This window comes from Paucibacter soli, from assembly GCF_037482845.1.
In the GTDB taxonomy this organism is placed as follows: domain Bacteria; phylum Pseudomonadota; class Gammaproteobacteria; order Burkholderiales; family Burkholderiaceae_C; genus Paucibacter_B; species Paucibacter_B soli.
The window spans coordinates 159569-176576 of the sequence record NZ_JBBHJW010000012.1 but is presented as its reverse complement, the minus strand read 5'-3'; the positions used below and the strand labels follow the sequence as shown (position 1 = coordinate 176576).

General features: G+C 69.4%; 13 protein-coding genes. 9 read left to right on the top strand and 4 right to left on the bottom strand.

Annotated elements, in window-relative coordinates; genetic code table 11:
* Window positions 1–2: 2 nt before the first annotated feature.
* Complete coding sequence (locus WG898_RS22660) at window positions 3–1322, bottom strand: M16 family metallopeptidase (protein ID WP_339605053.1); 1320 nt, start codon at window positions 1320–1322, stop codon at window positions 3–5.
* Here WG898_RS22660 and WG898_RS22655 point away from each other — a divergent pair.
* The 3 genes from WG898_RS22655 (at window position 1314) to WG898_RS22645 (ending at window position 3625) form a co-directional block, all read left to right on the top strand.
* Window positions 1314–2021 carry a GNAT family N-acetyltransferase gene (locus tag WG898_RS22655; RefSeq protein ID WP_339605052.1) on the top strand — a complete coding sequence of 236 codons (708 nt, stop codon included), beginning with the start codon at window positions 1314–1316 and terminating at the stop codon, window positions 2019–2021. The two genes, WG898_RS22660 and WG898_RS22655, sit on opposite strands and share 9 nt — an antisense overlap.
* A 405-nt stretch (window positions 2022–2426) precedes the next feature.
* Entirely contained in the window at window positions 2427–2909 is a 483-nt protein-coding gene (locus WG898_RS22650) for a GreA/GreB family elongation factor (RefSeq protein ID WP_339605051.1), read from the top strand.
* Window positions 2910–2935: 26 nt separating this feature from the next.
* On the top strand, window positions 2936–3625 hold the full coding sequence (locus WG898_RS22645) for a glutathione S-transferase (RefSeq protein ID WP_339605050.1): 690 nt from the start codon (window positions 2936–2938) through the stop codon (window positions 3623–3625).
* A gap of 220 nt (window positions 3626–3845) precedes the next feature.
* On the opposite strand, the gene WG898_RS22640 is transcribed toward WG898_RS22645, so the two are convergent.
* The gene (locus WG898_RS22640) at window positions 3846–5138 is read right to left on the bottom strand and encodes a D-alanyl-D-alanine carboxypeptidase family protein (RefSeq protein ID WP_339605049.1); all 1293 of its coding nucleotides are present in this window, start codon (window positions 5136–5138) and stop codon (window positions 3846–3848) included.
* Window positions 5139–5321: 183 nt separating this feature from the next.
* Here WG898_RS22640 and thiL point away from each other — a divergent pair, with 183 nt between their 5' ends.
* The 6 genes from thiL to WG898_RS22610 all read left to right on the top strand — a co-directional run bounded on the left by thiL (window position 5322) and on the right by WG898_RS22610 (window position 13964).
* Window positions 5322–6302, top strand: a complete 981-nt coding sequence (gene thiL / locus WG898_RS22635; protein WP_339605048.1) for a thiamine-phosphate kinase — start codon at window positions 5322–5324, stop codon at window positions 6300–6302.
* Window positions 6299–6844, top strand: a complete 546-nt coding sequence (locus tag WG898_RS22630) for a phosphatidylglycerophosphatase A family protein (protein ID WP_339605047.1) — start codon at window positions 6299–6301, stop codon at window positions 6842–6844. Before thiL ends, WG898_RS22630 begins: the two co-directional genes overlap by 4 nt.
* A gap of 5 nt (window positions 6845–6849) precedes the next feature.
* On the top strand, window positions 6850–7350 hold the full coding sequence (locus WG898_RS22625) for a CinA family protein (protein WP_339605046.1): 501 nt from the start codon (window positions 6850–6852) through the stop codon (window positions 7348–7350).
* Entirely contained in the window at window positions 7350–8291 is a 942-nt protein-coding gene (locus WG898_RS22620) for a 2-hydroxyacid dehydrogenase (protein WP_339605045.1), read from the top strand. The genes WG898_RS22625 and WG898_RS22620 overlap by 1 nt, the downstream gene beginning before the upstream one ends.
* An 11-nt stretch (window positions 8292–8302) precedes the next feature.
* Window positions 8303–11089, top strand: coding sequence for an ATP-binding protein (locus WG898_RS22615; RefSeq protein ID WP_339605044.1), 2787 nt, complete (start codon window positions 8303–8305; stop codon window positions 11087–11089).
* A 124-nt stretch (window positions 11090–11213) separates the two neighbouring features.
* Window positions 11214–13964, top strand: coding sequence for an ATP-binding protein (locus WG898_RS22610; protein ID WP_339605043.1), 2751 nt, complete (start codon window positions 11214–11216; stop codon window positions 13962–13964).
* Between the two features lie 10 nt (window positions 13965–13974).
* On the opposite strand, the gene WG898_RS22605 is transcribed toward WG898_RS22610, so the two are convergent.
* Window positions 13975–16374, bottom strand: coding sequence for a putative bifunctional diguanylate cyclase/phosphodiesterase (locus WG898_RS22605; RefSeq protein WP_339605042.1), 2400 nt, complete (start codon window positions 16372–16374; stop codon window positions 13975–13977).
* Between the two features lie 10 nt (window positions 16375–16384).
* Window positions 16385–16984 (bottom strand): methylamine utilization protein, encoded by a 600-nt coding sequence (locus WG898_RS22600; protein WP_339605041.1) that lies wholly within the window; start codon window positions 16982–16984, stop codon window positions 16385–16387.
* Window positions 16985–17008 lie beyond the last annotated feature (24 nt).

Sequence of the window (17008 nt, the reverse complement as noted above, 5' to 3'; positions counted from 1 at the left end):
GCTCAGCCAAGCAGCGCCAGCGCGCAGGCGCGCACGCGCTGCGGCACGCTGCCGGCCAGGGCGATGGCCGGGCGCGGCCGGCCGGGCTGCGGCAGCGGTAGCAGCTGCTCGAACACCGCCTGCACCTGTGCCGCCGAGACCTCCTGCAGCTGCGCCATCAGCTCCTGTGGCGCACGTAGCCGGCCGAAGTGGAACAGCTCCTGCGCCGCCGCTTCCATGCGCCGCGCCGGCTGCTCCAGCGCACGCAGGCCGCGCATCTGCAACTGCTTGCGTGCGCGCGCCAGCGCCACCGCGTCCAGCGGCCCCTGGGCCTGGCGCTGCAGCAGCGCATGCACCGCCTGCAGAAAGGCCTCGGCCTGGTCCGGCGCGGTGGCCCCCTCGATCAGGAACTGGCCGTATTGCGGCAGGATGTCGGCCGAGCAGGCCACATGGTAGGCCAGGCCGCGGCGCTCGCGGATCTCGTCCAGCAGCGGCGAACTCATGCCCTCGCCCAGTAGCGCGGCGGCCAGCACATGGGGTAGGTGCCGCGTGCTTTCGGCATCCTCGCCCAGACTCGGCGCCTCGAAGCCCAGCAAGACCTGGCACTGGCCGCTGCCGGCCATGCGCCGTGTCTTCAGGCCGCCCTGCCAGCGCGGCGCGCTCAAGCCATTGGGCTGGCCCATGGGCATGGCGCCAAAAGCCTGCTCCACCAGGCGCGTGAAGGCCTCGGCCTCCACCGGCCCGGCCGCCGCCACCACCACATTGCAGGCGGTGTACTGGGCCTTGGCATAGGCCAGCAGATCGGCGCGGCAGAGGCGCTGGATATTGGCGCGCGTGCCGATGATGGGCCGGCCCGCCGCATGGCCCGACCCATAGCAGGCGCGGTCCAGCAGCGCAAAGGCCACGCTGGCCGGGTCGTCCTCGAACTCGCTGAATTCCTGCTCGATCACGCGCCGCTCGCGCTCCAGCTCGTCGGCCGGGAAGCTGCCGTTCAGCACGATGTCGGCCAGCCATTCCACAAAGGCCGGCAGATCGCCCGGCAAGCCTTCGATATGAAAGGCGGTGTGGTCCTTGTCGGTGTGCGCGTTGACCTCGGCGCCCAGCGCCTCGGCATCGAGATTGATGCGCTGGCAGTCGCGCTTGGCCGTGCCCTTGAAGGCCATATGCTCCACCACATGGCTGATGCCGTTCAGCCGCGCGCTCTCGTGCAGGCTGCCGGTGCGGATGAAGACGCTCACGCTCAGCGTCTCGCGCCAGGGCATGGGGATGGTGACGGTGCGCAGGCCATTGGCCAGGGTGGCCAGGCTGGCGGGCGGGGCGGCGGAAGTGAGGGCTTGAAGCAAAGTAAGCGGTGCGAGGCAAAGAAAAGCCGAGTGTCACCCATGTGCGGAAGCTGGCCTTACATTCCCAGGCTGCAGATCTTTCACATCACCGCAGCCCGCAACCAGGCCGCCCTCGCTTCCTTCCTTCATCCCTTCTGCATGCAGCCCGAGATCGCCGCTCAACTGGCAGCCTCCATCGAAACGCCCCGGCTCCTACTGGAGCCGCTGTGCGCGCGCCATGCCGATGCGTTCTTCCAGCCGCTGCAGGATGACGAGGCCCTGTACCGCTGGATCTCCATGGCTAAGCCGGCCAGTCTGGAGGCCTTGCGCGCGCATTGGCAGCGCATCGAGCACAGCCGCATGGACCCCGACGCCCAGTTCGCATGGCCCATCTGGGCGGTGCGCCGCAAGTCCGATGGCCACTGCCTCGGCCGCGTCGATGCCGAGATCACCGACGGACTGGAGGCCAGTAATTTCGGTTTCTATTTTTTCAGCCGCTACTGGGGCCAGGGCTATGCCAGCGAAGCCGCCGCAGCGGCGATAGAAAAGCTAACGGCGCGAGGCGTGCGCCGTTTCGTCGCCACCGTGACCGTGGGCAACCAGGCCTCGGGGCGGCTGCTGCAGAGAATTGGTTTTCAGTTCACGCGCATCCTGCCGGGCAACGATGTGATCAGGGGGGTGGAGATGGATGACGAGGAGTATGTGAGGGGGGTGGGTTAGGGCGGGGATGCAGCGGTTGTGGTCAGTCACCTGACTGGTACATAGGGACCGCTCCCGGCCAGGAGCGGAAGTTCGCCCATCCGATGCAGGAGACAGTTCTAGGCTGAACTGAGTCATTCGCGGCAAGTGGCCTGACAGTCTGCTTCGATCAGCACCGGCCATTCAACGGTCGGCGCCGCTTATGGCCGCTGCACATCTCAGACCAGCCGTTCAACAGTTGGCAGCTCGCTCCACGGCTGAACGACCGGTCCGGCGCGGGTCGAGTGAGCGGAGCCGACCCGCTGCCGCCTTCGAAGAGATCCAAGCGGCGCCCGGAAGCGATCAGAGTGGCCACAGCAGCGTAGAGATCTGGTGAGCCCCTTCATAATCAAGCGCCGCGCTTGTTTGAGATGCCGACCTTTAATCATGGATAAATTCTTGCTGCAACAGCAGGTTCTGGAGCGGCTTGCCGAAGACCTGCTGCAAGCCGACGAGGCCGCGCGGGTGGCGCATGAAACGGCAACACACGAAGAGAACATCGCCGAGAACAAGTACGACACGCTCGGTCTTGAAGCTGCCTATCTGGCCACCGGCCAAGCTCGTCGCGCCGAAGCCATCCGCCAGGCGATGGCCAATTGGCGCCAATTCCGTCCATGTGCCTACGATGCCGACAAAGGCATTCAGGTTGGCGCGCTGGTTTGCCTCGTCGATGCCGACGACAAGCAGCAACAGTTCCTTCTCGGCCCGGCTGGAGGCAGCATGAAGTTGGTCAATGGCACTCAGGTCGTTCAGGTCATTAGCAGCGAAGCCCCCCTGGGCAAGGCCATGTTGGGCAAATACGAGGGTGATGAGGTGTCAATAGAGGGGGCGCCCATCCGACAGCAGTTCGAGGTGCTGTGGGTTCATTGAGCCGCCAGCAAGTTCACGCCACACCCATGCACCCATCGACGCTGACGCCGCGGGCACCTCTCTGCGCCTCAGGCCCGCTCTTGCCTCGGCTCTACACCTTTCGCCGCTGCCCCTATGCGATGCGCGCTCGAATGGCGTTGCTGCAAGCTGGACAGGTCTTCGAGGCAGCGGAGGTCAGCTTGCGCGACAAGCCGGCAAGCTTGCTGGCCTTGTCTCCCAAAGCTACGGTGCCGGTGCTGCACTTGCCCGATGGCTGCGTGATCGAGGAGAGTTGGGACATCATGCGCTGGGCGCTGGCAGCACCCGATGCACAGGGTTGGTGGGCGAGGGCGCAGTCGCCTGCGAACCTTGACCTTGTGCAGCGAAATGACGGCGATTTCAAGCGTCACCTGGACCGCTGGAAGTACCCCCAACGGTACGCAAATGAGATGCTCACCCCAGACGAACACCGCGACAGGGCACTGGGAGTGCTTCTGGAGCCGCTTGAGGCACGGCTGCACAAGGCGTCCTACCTGGGAGGGGCCACGCCGTGCGCCACCGACTTGGCCGTGCTGCCCTTCGTTCGCCAGTTCGCCGCCGTGGAGCCGGGATGGTTTGCGAGGCTGGACTTGCCATCGGTACGGCAGTGGCTCGATGGATGGCTCGTCAACCCGCTGTTCGTTGCCTGCATGCACAAGTTGCCCACGGATGGCGTGAATCCCTTCCCGCCGCTCTAGCCCTGCCCTGGCTGCCCGCCATCGACCCAATCCAGTCGGCTGGGCTGGCAAGCTCGACGACTGCTTCGCAGCGAATTGAGCCTGTCACGCCAGCGGAGCTGAATGGCTGGTCTTGGCTGGCGCGGTCGCTCAGGCACTGAACCGCGAACGACTCAGACCAGCCTGTTGGCGCCGGTCGCGCTTGACAGCGATAGCTCGCCGCCGCCACTCCCCAGCTGCCTTACTTCGAGAACCAGCCGACAACGCGCTGACGCAAACGCTCGAAGAAGCCCGCGCGCTCCACGTCAGCGAGCGCGACGAGGGGGGCCTCGCCGAGTTGCTTTCCGTTGGCCGTGGCGACGACCTTGCCGATCACGGCGCCCTTGGCGATCGGCGCCTCGATGGCCGGATTTAGCGTGATGGCCGTCTTGACGGCGGCCGCCTGTCCCTTGGGCAGTACCAGCGTCCATGGCTGTGCAATGCCTGCATTGACCATGGGCGCCACGCCGTAGGTGACCTTCGCGCTGGCGAGCGTCGCGCCCGCCTGTGCGGGGGACGCTTGCTCGAAGTTCGCGTAGCCCCAGTTGAACAGCACGCGCGTCTGGTCGGCGCGGGCCTGCTTGCTGTCGGCATTCATGATGACCGAGATCAGGCGCATGCCGTTGCGCTTGGCCGATGCGGTCAGGCAGTAGCCCGCTTCGTCGGTGTGCCCGGTCTTGAGTCCGTCGACCGTGGGGTCGGTGTACAGCAGCGCATTGCGGTTGCCTTGCTTGATGCCGTTGTAGCTGAACTCCCGCTCGGCGTAGATGGGGTAGTACTCGGCGCTGTTGCGGATGATGGCGGCCGCCAGCACCGCCAGGTCGCGTGCCGATGCCTTGTTGTTGGGGTCGGGCAGGCCGGCCGAGTTCGCGAATTGGGTCTTGCTCATGCCCAGTTTCTTCGCCTCGGTGTTCATCATCGCCACGAAGCCGGGCTCGGAGCCGCCAATGTGTTCTGCCAAGGCCTTGGAGGCGTCGTTGCCGCTGGCAATGACCACGCCGCGCAGCATGTCCATCAGGGACGCCTGCGCGTTGAGAGGCACGAACATGCAGCTGTCACCCTCCTTGCCGCCGCGGCACCAGGCGCTGAGGCTCATGGTGACCGGATCGCCCGGCTTGACCTTGCCGCTCTTGAGCGCCTGCTCGACCAGGTAGCTGGTCATCATCTTGGTCAGGGACGCCGGCGGCAGCGGCTCGTCCGGGTTCGACGAGGCCAGCAGCTGCCCGGTATTGAAATCCATCAGCACCCAGGCCTTGTTGGCGAGGACCGGCACCGACTGCCCGTTGGCGTCGGTGGTCATCGCGGGTTCGGCGGGGGCAGTGGCCTTTTTTTGTTTGTGCGCGGCGGCGCGCGGCTTGGCGTGCGGGGCGCTGAGGGCCGTCGTGGGCGCCGCGACCAAGAAGGCGCTGGCAAGCACGACGGAAAGCCGGAAGGCGGAGTGGAAGCGCGAATTCATCGAGAGGTGCTTTTTCAAAAGGGCGACGGCTGGGAGCATGAAAGGGCTGGCAACGGCACGGGGCGCAATGCGGCCAGATGGGGCATTGTGCCAATGGAGTGACTCTGCCGATTGTGGTGGCGCTTGCTGCAGTTCAGGCACCGGACCGCGAGCGACTCAGATCAGCCTATTGCTGCCCCCGGTCCCGCCGCCCGCCCCCCCGCCCTGACACAATCCCCCCCCATGGGTGAATTCGATCTGATCCAGCGCTTCTTTCTTGAGGGCCAGGGCCGGCTGGCGGCGGATGATGATGAAGTGCCGGTGGGCATTGGCGATGACTGTGCGGTCATCAATCCGACGCCGGGCATGCAGTGGCTGGTGTCCAGCGACATGTTGGTGGAGGGGCGGCATTTCCTCTCCACGGTGGCGCCGGAGCGCCTGGGGCACAAGGCGCTGGCGGTGAATCTGAGCGATCTGGCGGCCTGCGGCGCCACGCCGCGGGCCTTCACCCTGGCCTTGAGCCTGCCACGCGCCGACGAGGTTTTTCTGGCCGGCTTTGCACGCGGGCTGTTCGCGCTGGCGCAGGCGCATGGCATTGCCCTGGTGGGTGGCGACACGACGGCCGGGCCGCTGAACATTTGCATCACGGTGATGGGCGAGGTGCCACGCGGCCAGGCCTTGCTGCGCAGTGGCGCGCAGGCCGGCGATGACATCTATGTCTCGGGCAGCACGCTGGGCGATGCGCGCCTGGCGCTGGAAGTATTCCGCGGCGCGCAGGCGCTGCCGGGCGATGCGTTTGAACGCGTGCGCCGCGCGATGGAATTGCCACAGCCGCGCGTGGCCCTGGGCCAGGCGCTGCGCGGCCTGGCCAGCAGCGCCATCGACGTGTCGGACGGCCTGTGCGGCGATCTGAGCCATATCCTCAATCGTTCCGGCGTCGGTGCCCGCCTGAAGGTGGATGCGCTGCCGCGCAGCGACATCCTGGCCGCGCAAGACCTGGCCCTGCAGCGCATGTGCACGCTCAGCGGCGGCGACGACTACGAACTCGTGTTCACCGCAGCGCCTGGCCGGCGCGCCGACGTGGAGGCCGCAGCCGCGCGGGCGGCCACGCCGGTCACCCGCATCGGCCGCATCGAGGCCGAGCCGGGCCTGCGCCTGCTCGACGCCCAGGGCCAGGTCTTGCCGCTGGCCATGCCTTCCTTCGATCACTTCAAGACAGCATGAACGACGACGCAAACGACCTGGCCCCACGCCGCGCCAGCGCCGCCTTCATGCTGGAGCATCCGGCGCATTGGCTGGCGCTGGGCTTTGGCAGCGGACTCTCGCCCAAGGCACCGGGCACGGCGGGCACGCTGTGGGCCTGGCTGGCCTTTGTGCTCCTGAACGTTTGGCTCACGCCGGCGCTATGGGCCTGGGTGATAGGCCTGGGCACGCTGATCGGCTGGTGGGCCTGCACCGTCACCGCACGCCATCTGCGCACCCCGGACCCGGGCGCGATCGTCTGGGACGAGGTGTTGGCCTTCTGGCTGGTGCTGGTGCTGGTCATGCCAACGGGCTTCTGGGGCCAGGCCGCGGCCTTTGCGCTGTTCCGTTTCTTCGACGCGGCAAAACCTGGCCCCGTCGGCTGGGCCGACCGCTTGTTCAAGGGCGAGCGTGGCGTGGCCGTCAGCTGGGCGCAGGGATTCGGCATCCTGTTCGACGATTTCGTCGCGGCTGGCTGTACCCTAGTCGTGTTGGCGCTGTGGCGCGCTATTTTTGGAGGCTGAACATCATGTTGTTCCCCGACGAGTCCGAGCTGATCGATCGCATTGCCCTGGCCCTGATACAGCGCCGCGAGCGCATGGGCACGGCCGAGTCCTGCACCGGCGGCCTGATCGCCGCCGCCTGCACCAGCCTGGCTGGCTCCAGCGAATGGTTCGAGCGTGGCGTGGTGAGCTATAGCGACCAGGCCAAGACCGAGCTGCTGGGCGTGCCGGCGGCGCTGATCGCGCTGCATGGCTCGGTCAGCGGCGAGGTGGCCCAGCACATGGCGCGCGGCCTGATGGCGCATGCGCCGATCGACTGGGCGCTGGCCGTCACCGGCATCGCCGGCCCCAGCGGCGGTAGCGAGGGCAAGCCGGTGGGCACGGTGTGGCTGGCGCTCGTGCATGCCGGCAAGCCGGTGCGTGTGTGGAAGGAGCTGTTCCCGGGCGATCGCTGCGAAGTGCGCATGGCCACCGTGCGCGCCGGCCTGACGGCCCTGTGCGAGGCCCTGGAGGACCGGGACAGCTGATGAGTCTTTTGTTGCTGGGGCGTTGGGCCGAGGGCGAGCAGCAGGCCTGGCTGCAGGCCTTGCAGGCCGCCATGCCCGGCGAGGAATGGTTGCTGGAGCCGCCGCGCAATGCCGCCGAGGCGGCCGCGGTGGAGGCCGCCATCGTCGCCAATCCGCCCCATGGCAGCCTGCAGGGCCTGCCGAATCTGCGCCTGATCCAGTCGCTCTGGGCGGGGGTGGACAAGCTGCTTGGCGACCCGACGCTGCCCGCCGAGGCGCCGCTGGCGCGCATGGTCGACCCGGCCATGCACGAGGCCATGGTGCACACCGCGCTGTGGGCGGTGCTGGGGCTGCACCGCGGCTTCTTGCGCCTGCAGGCGCAGCAGCGTGAGGCCTTGTGGCGGCCGCTGCCGCAGCTGCGCGCGCAGGAATGGTCGGTGCTGGTGCTGGGCCTGGGCGAATTGGGCGGGCGCGTCGCCACCGCGCTGGCCTCGCAGGGCTATGCGGTGGGCGGCTGGAGCCGCAGCCCGCGCCGGCTGGACGGCGTGCGTTGCTGGCATGGCGAGGCCGGGCTGGCCGAGGCCCTGGCCGGCGCCGACACCCTCATCAACCTGCTGCCGCTGACGCCGCAGACGCAGGGTTTTTTCGATGCGCCGCGCCTGGCCGCGTGCAAGCCGGGCGCCAGTTTGGTGAACCTGGCGCGCGGCGCCCATGTCGATGAGGCCGCCCTGCTGGCGGCGCTGGACAGCGGCCAGATCGGCCATGCGCTGCTGGACGTATTCGCCGTCGAGCCGCTGCCGCCCGCGCATCGCTTCTGGCGCCATCCGCGCGTGACCGTGCTGCCGCATACGGCGGCGCAGACCGATGCGCGCAGCGCCGCGCTGGTGGTGGCCGAGAACCTGGCGGCGCTGCGCCGCGGCGCGCCGCTGCAGCATCTGGTGGCACGCATGCGCGGCTACTGATGAGCATGGCGATGAGCGCGCCCGCCGCACCCCCGCTTTTCCTGCCGGCGGAAGAACGCGCGCGGCTGGAGCAGGCCTTGCAGCAGGGCCCGAGCCTGGGCCTGCAGGCACAGCTGGCCTGGGCCTTGCGCCAATGCGACGGCGTGTGTGCACAGCGGCTGGCCGAGCAGGTCGAGCAGGGCCTGGCGGGCTCCGGCTGGCCGGTGCCCGCGCAGGCCGCCTGGCGCGCGCGCATGCAGCTGGTGCGCGCCGAGCTGGCGCTGCAGGCGATGGATTTGGAGGCGGCGCGCGCGCTGCTGGACGCGGCGCTGAGCGGCTTGCGGGCGCAGCAGGACGAGATCGGCTGCGCCGACGCCCATCTCCTCGCCGCCACGCTGGCGGCCGACCAGGGCGAGATGCAGCGGGCGCATGCCGAGCTGGGCCAGGGCATGGACTGCGCCCGGCGCGCCGGCGATGGCGAGCGCCTGCTGTTGCTGCAGGCGGTGCAGGGCCGGGCCGATGCCTTTCGCGAGCTCTCCGGCGCGCGCCAGACCTGGGCGGCGCTGCTGGGCCTGGACGTCGAGAGCCTGAGCCCGGTGGTGGGCGCCGCCGTGGCCGATCTGCAGGGCCTGGTGGCGGGCATGGGCGCCGAGTTTCCCGGCGCCATCGCCGCCATGACGCGGGCCTTCGAGCTCTCGCAGCAGACCGGCCAGTTGCGCCGCGCCATCGCATTGGCCAGCAACCTCGGCCGCGCCTACTGGGGCATGAGCGAGTTCCAGGCCGCGATGGAATGGCTGACGCGCGGCCTGACGCTGGCGCGCGAGGCCGGCTGGCCGGCCTCGATGGCGCTGTGCATGGCGCAGACAGGCGAGACGCTCAGGCGACTGGGGCGCCGCGACGAGGCGCGCGCGCAGCTGCAGGATTGCCTGCGCATGCTGGGCCCGCATCCGGCCTCGCGCACCGCCGCGCTGGCGCTCAAATACCTGGCCCATACCGAGCAGGACGATGGCCGCACCGAGGCGGCGCTGCAGGCCTTCGACGCGCTGATGCAGCGCGCCTTGCATGCCGATGCCAACGATCTGAAGATCGACGCGCTGCTGGGGCGCGCGCGCGCGCTGCTGGCGCTGGGCCGCCATGCCGAGGCGCGCAGCGCTGCCGAGGCGGGCCTGCAGCTGGCGCAAGGCCAGCTGGAAACCAGCGTCGATCTGCTCTGGATCCTGGGCGAGGTGAGCCTGGCCGATACCGGCTCGCCGCAGCAGGCCCTGCATTGCTATCAGCAGGCCATAGCGCGTGCCGAGGCCGTCGAGGGCTTTGTGCCGCCGCCCCAGTTGCTGGAGGCGGCGGCGCGTGCCCATGCGCTGGCGGGCGGCTACCGGCAGGCGTACGAGCTGTCGCAACGCGCCGGCGTGCTGCGCCAGCAACGCTTCACCGAGGAGGCAGGCCAGCGTTCGCTGGCGCTGCACACCCATCACCAGATCGAACGGGCGCGCGCCGACAGCGAGCATCTGCGCCAGCTGGCCGAATCGGAGGCGGCGCGCTTCCAGGCCCTGCGCGGCACGCACGAGGTGCTGCTCAATCTCAGCGAGGTCGGGCGCGAGCTCACCGCCGAGCTTGAGACCGAACGCGTGCTGGCCGTGCTGGAGCGCCATGTGCATGCGCTCATCGAGGTCGACAGCATGGCGGTCTACCTGCTCGACGAGGGCGGCACCCAGCTCTACTGCGCCTTCGGCATGGAGGATGGCCAGCCCTTTGTCGACCCGCCCATTGCGCTGGACGACGCGCGCAGCTACTCGGCGCGCTGCGTGCGCGAGGCGCGCGAGCTCGTCCTCACCAGCGCCGATCTGCCGCGCGAGCATTACCAGGTGCCCGGCACCAGCGCCATGCAGGCGATGATGTTCGCCCCGCTGCGGGTGGGCGAGCGCGTGATCGGCGTGATCACGGTGCAATCGCTGCATCTGCCGGCCTATGGCGAACGCGAGACCCTGGCCTTCCGCAGCCTGGGCGCCTACGCGGCGATCGCGCTCGACAATGCGCGCGCCTACCGGCGTCTGTCCGATCTGCAGCGCCATGTGATGGCGCAGGAGAAGCTCGCCGCGCTGGGCTCGATGGTGGCCGGCGTGGCGCATGAGCTGAACACGCCGATCGGCAACAGCCTGCTGCTGGCTAGCACCCTGCTGGGCAGCGCGCGCGAGTTCAACGCCAAACTGGCGCAGGGTGCGCTGCGGCGCTCGGACTGGCAGCGCTTTGCCGACCAGCATGTGCAGGGCCTGGAGGTGATCGAGCGCAGCATGGACGCGGCGGCCTCGCTGGTGCGCAGCTTCAAGCAGGTGGCGGTGGACCGCAGCGCCGAGCAAAGGCGCGCATTCTCGCTGGCCCAGCTGTGCGAGCAATGCGCGCAGACCATGGGCCTGGCGCTGCGCCGCGCCGGCCTCACGCTGACCCTGCAAGTGCCCGCAGAGCTGCGCATGGACGGTTACCCCGGCGAGGTGGGGCAGGTGCTGTTGATACTCATCAACAATGCCATGGCCCATGCCTTCGAGGGCCGCGACGACGGGCGGATCGAGCTCGGCGCCCAGGCCCTGGGCCCCGACCGCCTGGCGCTGTGGGTGGCCGACAACGGCCAGGGCATGAGCGCGGCCGTGCAGGAGCGCGTCTTCGAGCCCTTCTTCACCACCAAATTCGGCCAGGGCGGCAGTGGCCTGGGGCTGTCGATCTGCCACAACATCGTCGAGACCCTGCTGGGCGGGCGCATCCGCGTCAGCAGCGAGCCGGGGCAGGGCAGCCGCTTCACGCTGGAGCTGCCACTGCGAGCGCCCTGAGCACTGCGATTGTGCTTATGGTGTGACATCCTCGCGCTCGCTGCGGGCGCAGCAAGCCATCTGCGGTAGGCAGGGTTGCCCGCTTGCAGTAGTCTGGCGCTGTCGTTGGCCCTAGAGCATTGGCATGCAATCCTGTGCGGCCCTGGAACTGTTTCCCAGCCAGCCCGCATTGGAGCAGGGTGAGGAGCGCCTGCGCGCGGCGCCGCAGGACGCCCAGTTGCAGCTGTTCGTGGCCTGGGCTCTGCGCCAGCGCGACATGCCACGCGCATTGGCGATGGCCGAGGCCTTGGAGGCCCAGTCCGCAGCGCTGCCCGAGCCCGAGCGTGCCTGCCTGCGCCTGCGTCTGCAGCTGGTGCGCGCCGAGGCGGCGCTGCTCCATGCCCAGCTGGAACAGGTGGAGCCGCTGCTGGCCACCATCGAAGCCGAGGCGCTGCGCCTGGGCGATCGGTGCGCGCAGGCGGACGCGGCCTGGCTGGCCCAGCGTCTGGCGGCCCTGCGCGGCGACTTTGCCGGCGAGCAGCGCCAGTTGCTGGCGGCCATCGCGGCCGCCGAGCAGGCCGGCGATGCCTTGCGCCTGCTGATGTTCCGCGCCGAGCTGGGCCGCAGCAGCGCCTTTCAGGACAATGTAAAGGCCGAGCAGGAATGGGGCGCCCAGCTGCCCACCGAGCTGGACGTGCTGGCGCCGGCGGCGCGCGCCGTGGTGGCCGATTTCCGCGGCGTGCTGGCGGCATTGCGCGCCGACTACGAGGCCTGCATCGCCAGCTTCGGCGCGGCCTTCGAGGCCGCACTCGCATCGGGCCAGCAGCAGCGCGCCATCGCCCTGGCCAGCAACCTCGGTTTCAACTACGGCAATATGGCCGATTACGAGACCGCGCTGAGCTGGCTGCAGCGCGGGCTGGAACTGGCGCGGGCGGCCGGCTGGCCCGCGCTGGTGGGCGGTTGCCTGATGCATGTGGGTGATGTGCTGCGCCATCTCGGTCAGCTGGACGCGGCGCGCGAGGCCCTGCTGGAGGCTCAGCAGGTGCTGCGCCCGCTGCCCTTGGGCCGCGCCCAGGCGGTGCGGCTGAATATGCTGGCGCGCGTCGAGTTGGACGCGGGCCGCTTCGTCGAAGCGCTGGCCACCTACGACGAGATGGCCAGCCTGCCCAGCGCGGCGGCGGCCGATCTGCGCGTGATTGCCGGCATCGGCCGCGCGCGCGCGCTGCTGGGCCTGGGCCGCGTGGCCGAGGCGGCCGCCGGCATCCAGCAGACGCTGAGCCGGGCGCGCACCCAGTTCAATCGCAATTACGAGATCGAGGCCCTGTGGGCCCAGGCCGATATCGCGCTGGCGCTCGATCCGCATGGGCCGCAGGCGCTGGGCTGGTACGAGCAGGCGCTGGCGCTGGCCGCCACGCTGCCGGCCTACCGGCCGCAGGCGGCCCTGCTGGAAGCGGCCTCGGCGGCGCAGGCCGCGCAGGGCAGGTTCGAGCGTGCCTATGCGCTGGCCTATCAGGCGAGCGCGAACCGCCAGCGCCATTTCAGCGAAGAGGCGACGCGCCGCATGACCGGCCTGCGCGCCCAACACCAGATGGAGCGTGCGCGCGTCGAGCATGAGCATCTGCGCCGCAATCACGAACTGCTGCTGCACCTGAGCAGCATCAGCCAGGAGATCACCACCGAGCTGCAGGCCGAGCGCATCTTCGAGGCGCTGGAGCGTCTGGTGCACACCATGCTGGATGCGCAGAGCGTGGCCATCTACACCCTGGACGAGGCCGGCGGGCAGCTGGTGTGCAGCTTCGGCATGGAGGCCGGCCAGGCCTTCGTCGACCCGCCGATCGCGCTGGACAGCCCCACGAGCTATTGCGCGCGGGCGCTGCGCGAGCGCCGCGAGTTCGTGCTGGGCGCCAGCGAACTGGCCGATCCGCACAGCGAGGTGCCGGGCACGCGCCCGATGCTGAGCATGATGTTCGTGCCGCTGCGCCTGAGCGAGCGCATGCTGGGCGTGATGACGGTGCAGTCGGAGCGCGCCGCCGCCTATGGCGAACGCGAGCAGCTGATCCTGCGCATGCTGTGCTCCTATGGCGCCATCGCGCTAGAGAACGCGCGTGCCTACCAGCGCCTGGGCGCGCTGCAGCAGCAGCTGATGGCGCAGGAGAGGCTGGCAGCCTTGGGCGCGATGGTGGCGGGGGTGGCGCATGAGCTCAACACGCCGATCGGCAACAGCCTGCTGGTGGCCTCGACCGTGCTGGCAGCCACGCGCGCGCTCGCCGAGCGCGTGGAGCAGCATCCCCAGGCGATGCGTCGCGCCGAGCTGCAGGGTTATCTGCAGCAGGCGCGCGAAGGGCTGGAGGTGATCGAGCGCAGCATGCAGGGCGCCGGCTCCCTGGTCAGCAGCTTCAAGCAGGTGGCGGTGGACCGCAGCGCCGAGCAGCGCCGCGCCTTCCGCGTTGCCGAGGTCTGCGAGCAATGCGCCCAGACCCTGGGCATGGCGCTGCGCCAGGCCGGCATCGGCCTGCATCTGCAGCTGGACACGGCGCTGCAGCTGGACGCCTATCCGGGCGCGCTGGGCCAGGTGCTGGTGATATTGATGAGCAATGCGCTCACCCATGCCTTTGCCGGCCGCAGCGGCGGCACGCTAACGCTGGAACTGCATGGGTTGGCGGGCGAGCGCCTGAGCCTGAGCGTGAGCGACGACGGCGTGGGCATGAGCGAGACGGTGCGCCGCCGCGTCTTCGAGCCCTTCTTCACCACCCGCTTCGGCCAGGGGGGCAGCGGCCTGGGCCTGAGCATCGCGCACAACATCGTCGAGAGCCTGCTGGGCGGGCAGTTGAGCGTCAGCAGCGCGCCCGGCCAGGGCAGCCGCTTCACGCTGGAGCTGCCGCTGCGCGCGCCCTGACGGCTGGACCTCAGCGCAGCCCAGCCAGCACCGTATCCGGCGCATCCTCGCCCAGATCGGGGGGCTGCCATTGCGCCAGCCAGCGCGCGAACTCCGCCTCGGGCATGGGGCGGCTGATGTAATAGCCCTGGCCCTCGTCGCAGCCCAGGGTGGCCAGCAGCTTCCAGGTCTTGGCGGTTTCCAGGCCCTCGGCCACCACCGAGAGCCCGAGGTTGTGTGCCAGCTCAATGGTCGAGCGCACGATCTTGGCATCGTCGAGCTCGCGCTCCATCGCCATCACAAAGCTCTTGTCGATCTTCAGCTCGTCGACCGGCAGACGCTTCAGATAGGCGAGCGATGAATAGCCGGTGCCGAAGTCGTCGATCGAGAGCTTGAAACCCATCGCGCTGAGCTGTTCCAGCGTCATCATGGCGCGCGTCGGGTCGTCCATGATGGCGCTCTCGGTGATCTCCAGGCACAGCGCCTGCGGCGGCGCGCGGTGCTGCTGCAGCACCGCGGCGATCTTGAGCGGCAGGTCCTGGTCCAGCAGGTCGCGGGTGCTGAGGTTGACGCTGATGCGCAAGGCCTGACCCCGGGCCTCGGCACGCGCCCAGGCCTGCACCGAGGCCTCCAGCACCCAGGTGGTGAGCGCGCGGATGAAGCCGGTCTGTTCGGCAAAGGGGATGAACTGCATCGGCGGCACCAGGCCGCGCTGCGGATGCTCCCAGCGCACCAGCGCCTCGGCGCTGATGACGGCGCCGGTGCGCAGGTCCACCTTGGGCTGCAGGAACAGGCGCAGCTCGTTGGCCTCGACCGCATGCCGCAGCTCGCCCAGCAGCGAGAGCGATTCCTGGCTGCCGGCGTCGAGCTCGGGCGCATAGACCTGGCTGCCCGCCTGCTTGCGCTTGGCCGCGTACATGGCGAGTTCGGCGCGTGCCAGCAGCAGGCTCACCGCGCGCCCCTGCTCGGGGTAGAGCGCGATGCCGATGCCGGCGCTGAGGTCCACGGTCTGGTCCTCGATGTGCAGCGGGCGCTCGAAATCGCGATGGATGCGGCGCGCCGCCTCCAACGCCTCTTCCTCGCCCGCGCCCTCCAGCATCAGCACGAACTCGTCGCCGCCCAGGCGCGCCAGCAGATGGCTCTGGTCCTTCATCAATTGGCGCAGGCGCTCGGCCAGGCCGCGCAGCAGCTCGTCGCCGAAGCGGTGGCCCAGCACGTCGTTGACATGCTTGAAGCGGTCCAGATCCAGCATCAGCAGCGCGCAGGGGGCCTCGCTCTGGCTCAGCCTGGCCTGCAGCTGCTGGCTGAACTGTTCGCGGTTGGGCAGGCCGGTGAGGGTGTCCCAGAAGGCCAGACGGTGTACCTGCTGCTCGCGCTCGCGGATGCCGATGCGCATGCCCTCGAAGGCCTGCGCCAGGTCGCCGATCTCGTCGCTGGAGGTGCGTGCCACCGGCGTGGTGTAGTCGCCCTGGCCGAGCCGCTCCGCCGATTCGGAGAGCGCCCTCACCGGCCCGCTGATGCGCCTGGCGGTGAGAACGCTGCCGCCCGCGAACACCAGCACGCCCAGCGCGCTCAGGCCCAGCAGGGTCAGCTGCAGCCGGCGATAGGGCGCCACGGCCTCGTCGAAGGAGCGCAGCAGCACCGCGCCGAGCTGCTGACCGTCTTGCTCGTGCAGCTTCAGGTAGAGGCCGCGCCAGCGCTCCGCACCCAGCGTGAGCGGGAACTCGCGCTCGCCCTGCGGCACCTGGCCGGCCACGGTGCGCGTGGCGGCTTCGTCCAGCACCGAGGCGAGGGCCTGCCAGGGGCTGGCGGGCCCGCGCAGCAGCAGCACCGCCTGCAGCCTGGAGAGGTTTTGCAGCTCCAGCAGCTCGGTCCGGTCGAGCTCGAAGGCCATCAGCACCCAGCCCCCCAGGCCGGCGGCACGCACCGGCACGGTCACCACCTGGTAGGCCTTGCCGTCGACGACGGTCAGATTGGGCGACTTGGACTTGGCACCGCCGCCGGCCAGCGTGGGCAGCAGCTTGATGAAGGGCGCGGCCTGCTCGGTGGTGGCGGTGACGAGCCGGTAGCTCGGGTCGGCATAGGCCACCAGGTTGGCCTTGACGCGTTCGCCATGACTGACGAGTGCGCTCTTCAGGGTCTCGCGGTCTTCCTCGGTGTTCAGGCCATCGCCCAGCACCTGGCTGAAGCCATAGTCGGCCTCCAGCAGGCGCGCCGCGTCCAGGCGCTGCTGGGCGTCCTGCACCAGCAGGCGCTGCAGCACGCGCGCACCGGTGGCCAGTTCCTGGCTGATGGATGCGTTCGCGTTGCTGTCTATGCTCCGGGTGATGAGCGCGAGGCTGGCGATCTGCACCACCAGCAACAGCACCAGAAAGAGGCCGACGATACGGCCCTCCAGGCGCTTCAGGTTGAGGAAGTCCGGCAGGCTCATGGGCGACGGCTCAGGGCTGCAGGCTCAGCGTGGTGTGGCCGGCGCTGTTGCCGACCTGCAGGGTCTGGGCCTGCAACTGCGGCATCGGCAGGCTGGCATGCCAGACCAGCAGGCGGTGCTCGCCGACGGGCAGGTCCAGCGTCAGCAGGCCCTGGGCATCGGTCTTGCCGAATAGCGGCGTGTCCACCACCACGATGTGGGCGCTCATGCGGTCGTGGATATTGCAGCCCAGCGCGGCGACGCCGGGCTTGTCGAACAGCACCGGCTCGGCCGGCGTGCCCGAGTAGAGCTTGAGGTCGAACTTCTTGGTGGCCGAGAAGGAATAGACATGGTGGCGCACGGTGTCGAAGTTCGGGAAGCTCACCGGCGTGCCGGTCTGCACCACCAGCAGCGCGGGCTGGAACTGGCGCTCGCGCTGCGCCATCTCGGCCCTGGCGCCGGGGCCGGCCTTGCTGGGCTGACCCTTCAGTTCCACCGCCACCGCCGCATTCGCCAGCGGCTGGCCGGCGGCATTGCGTACTTCCACCGTCCATGGCACGGCCTGCGCGGCGGCCGCCGCCATCGTCAAACAGGCCAGCCCACTGCGTGATAAGGGCAGCAGCATTGTCATGATGAGCTTTCTTCCCGGCTTTGC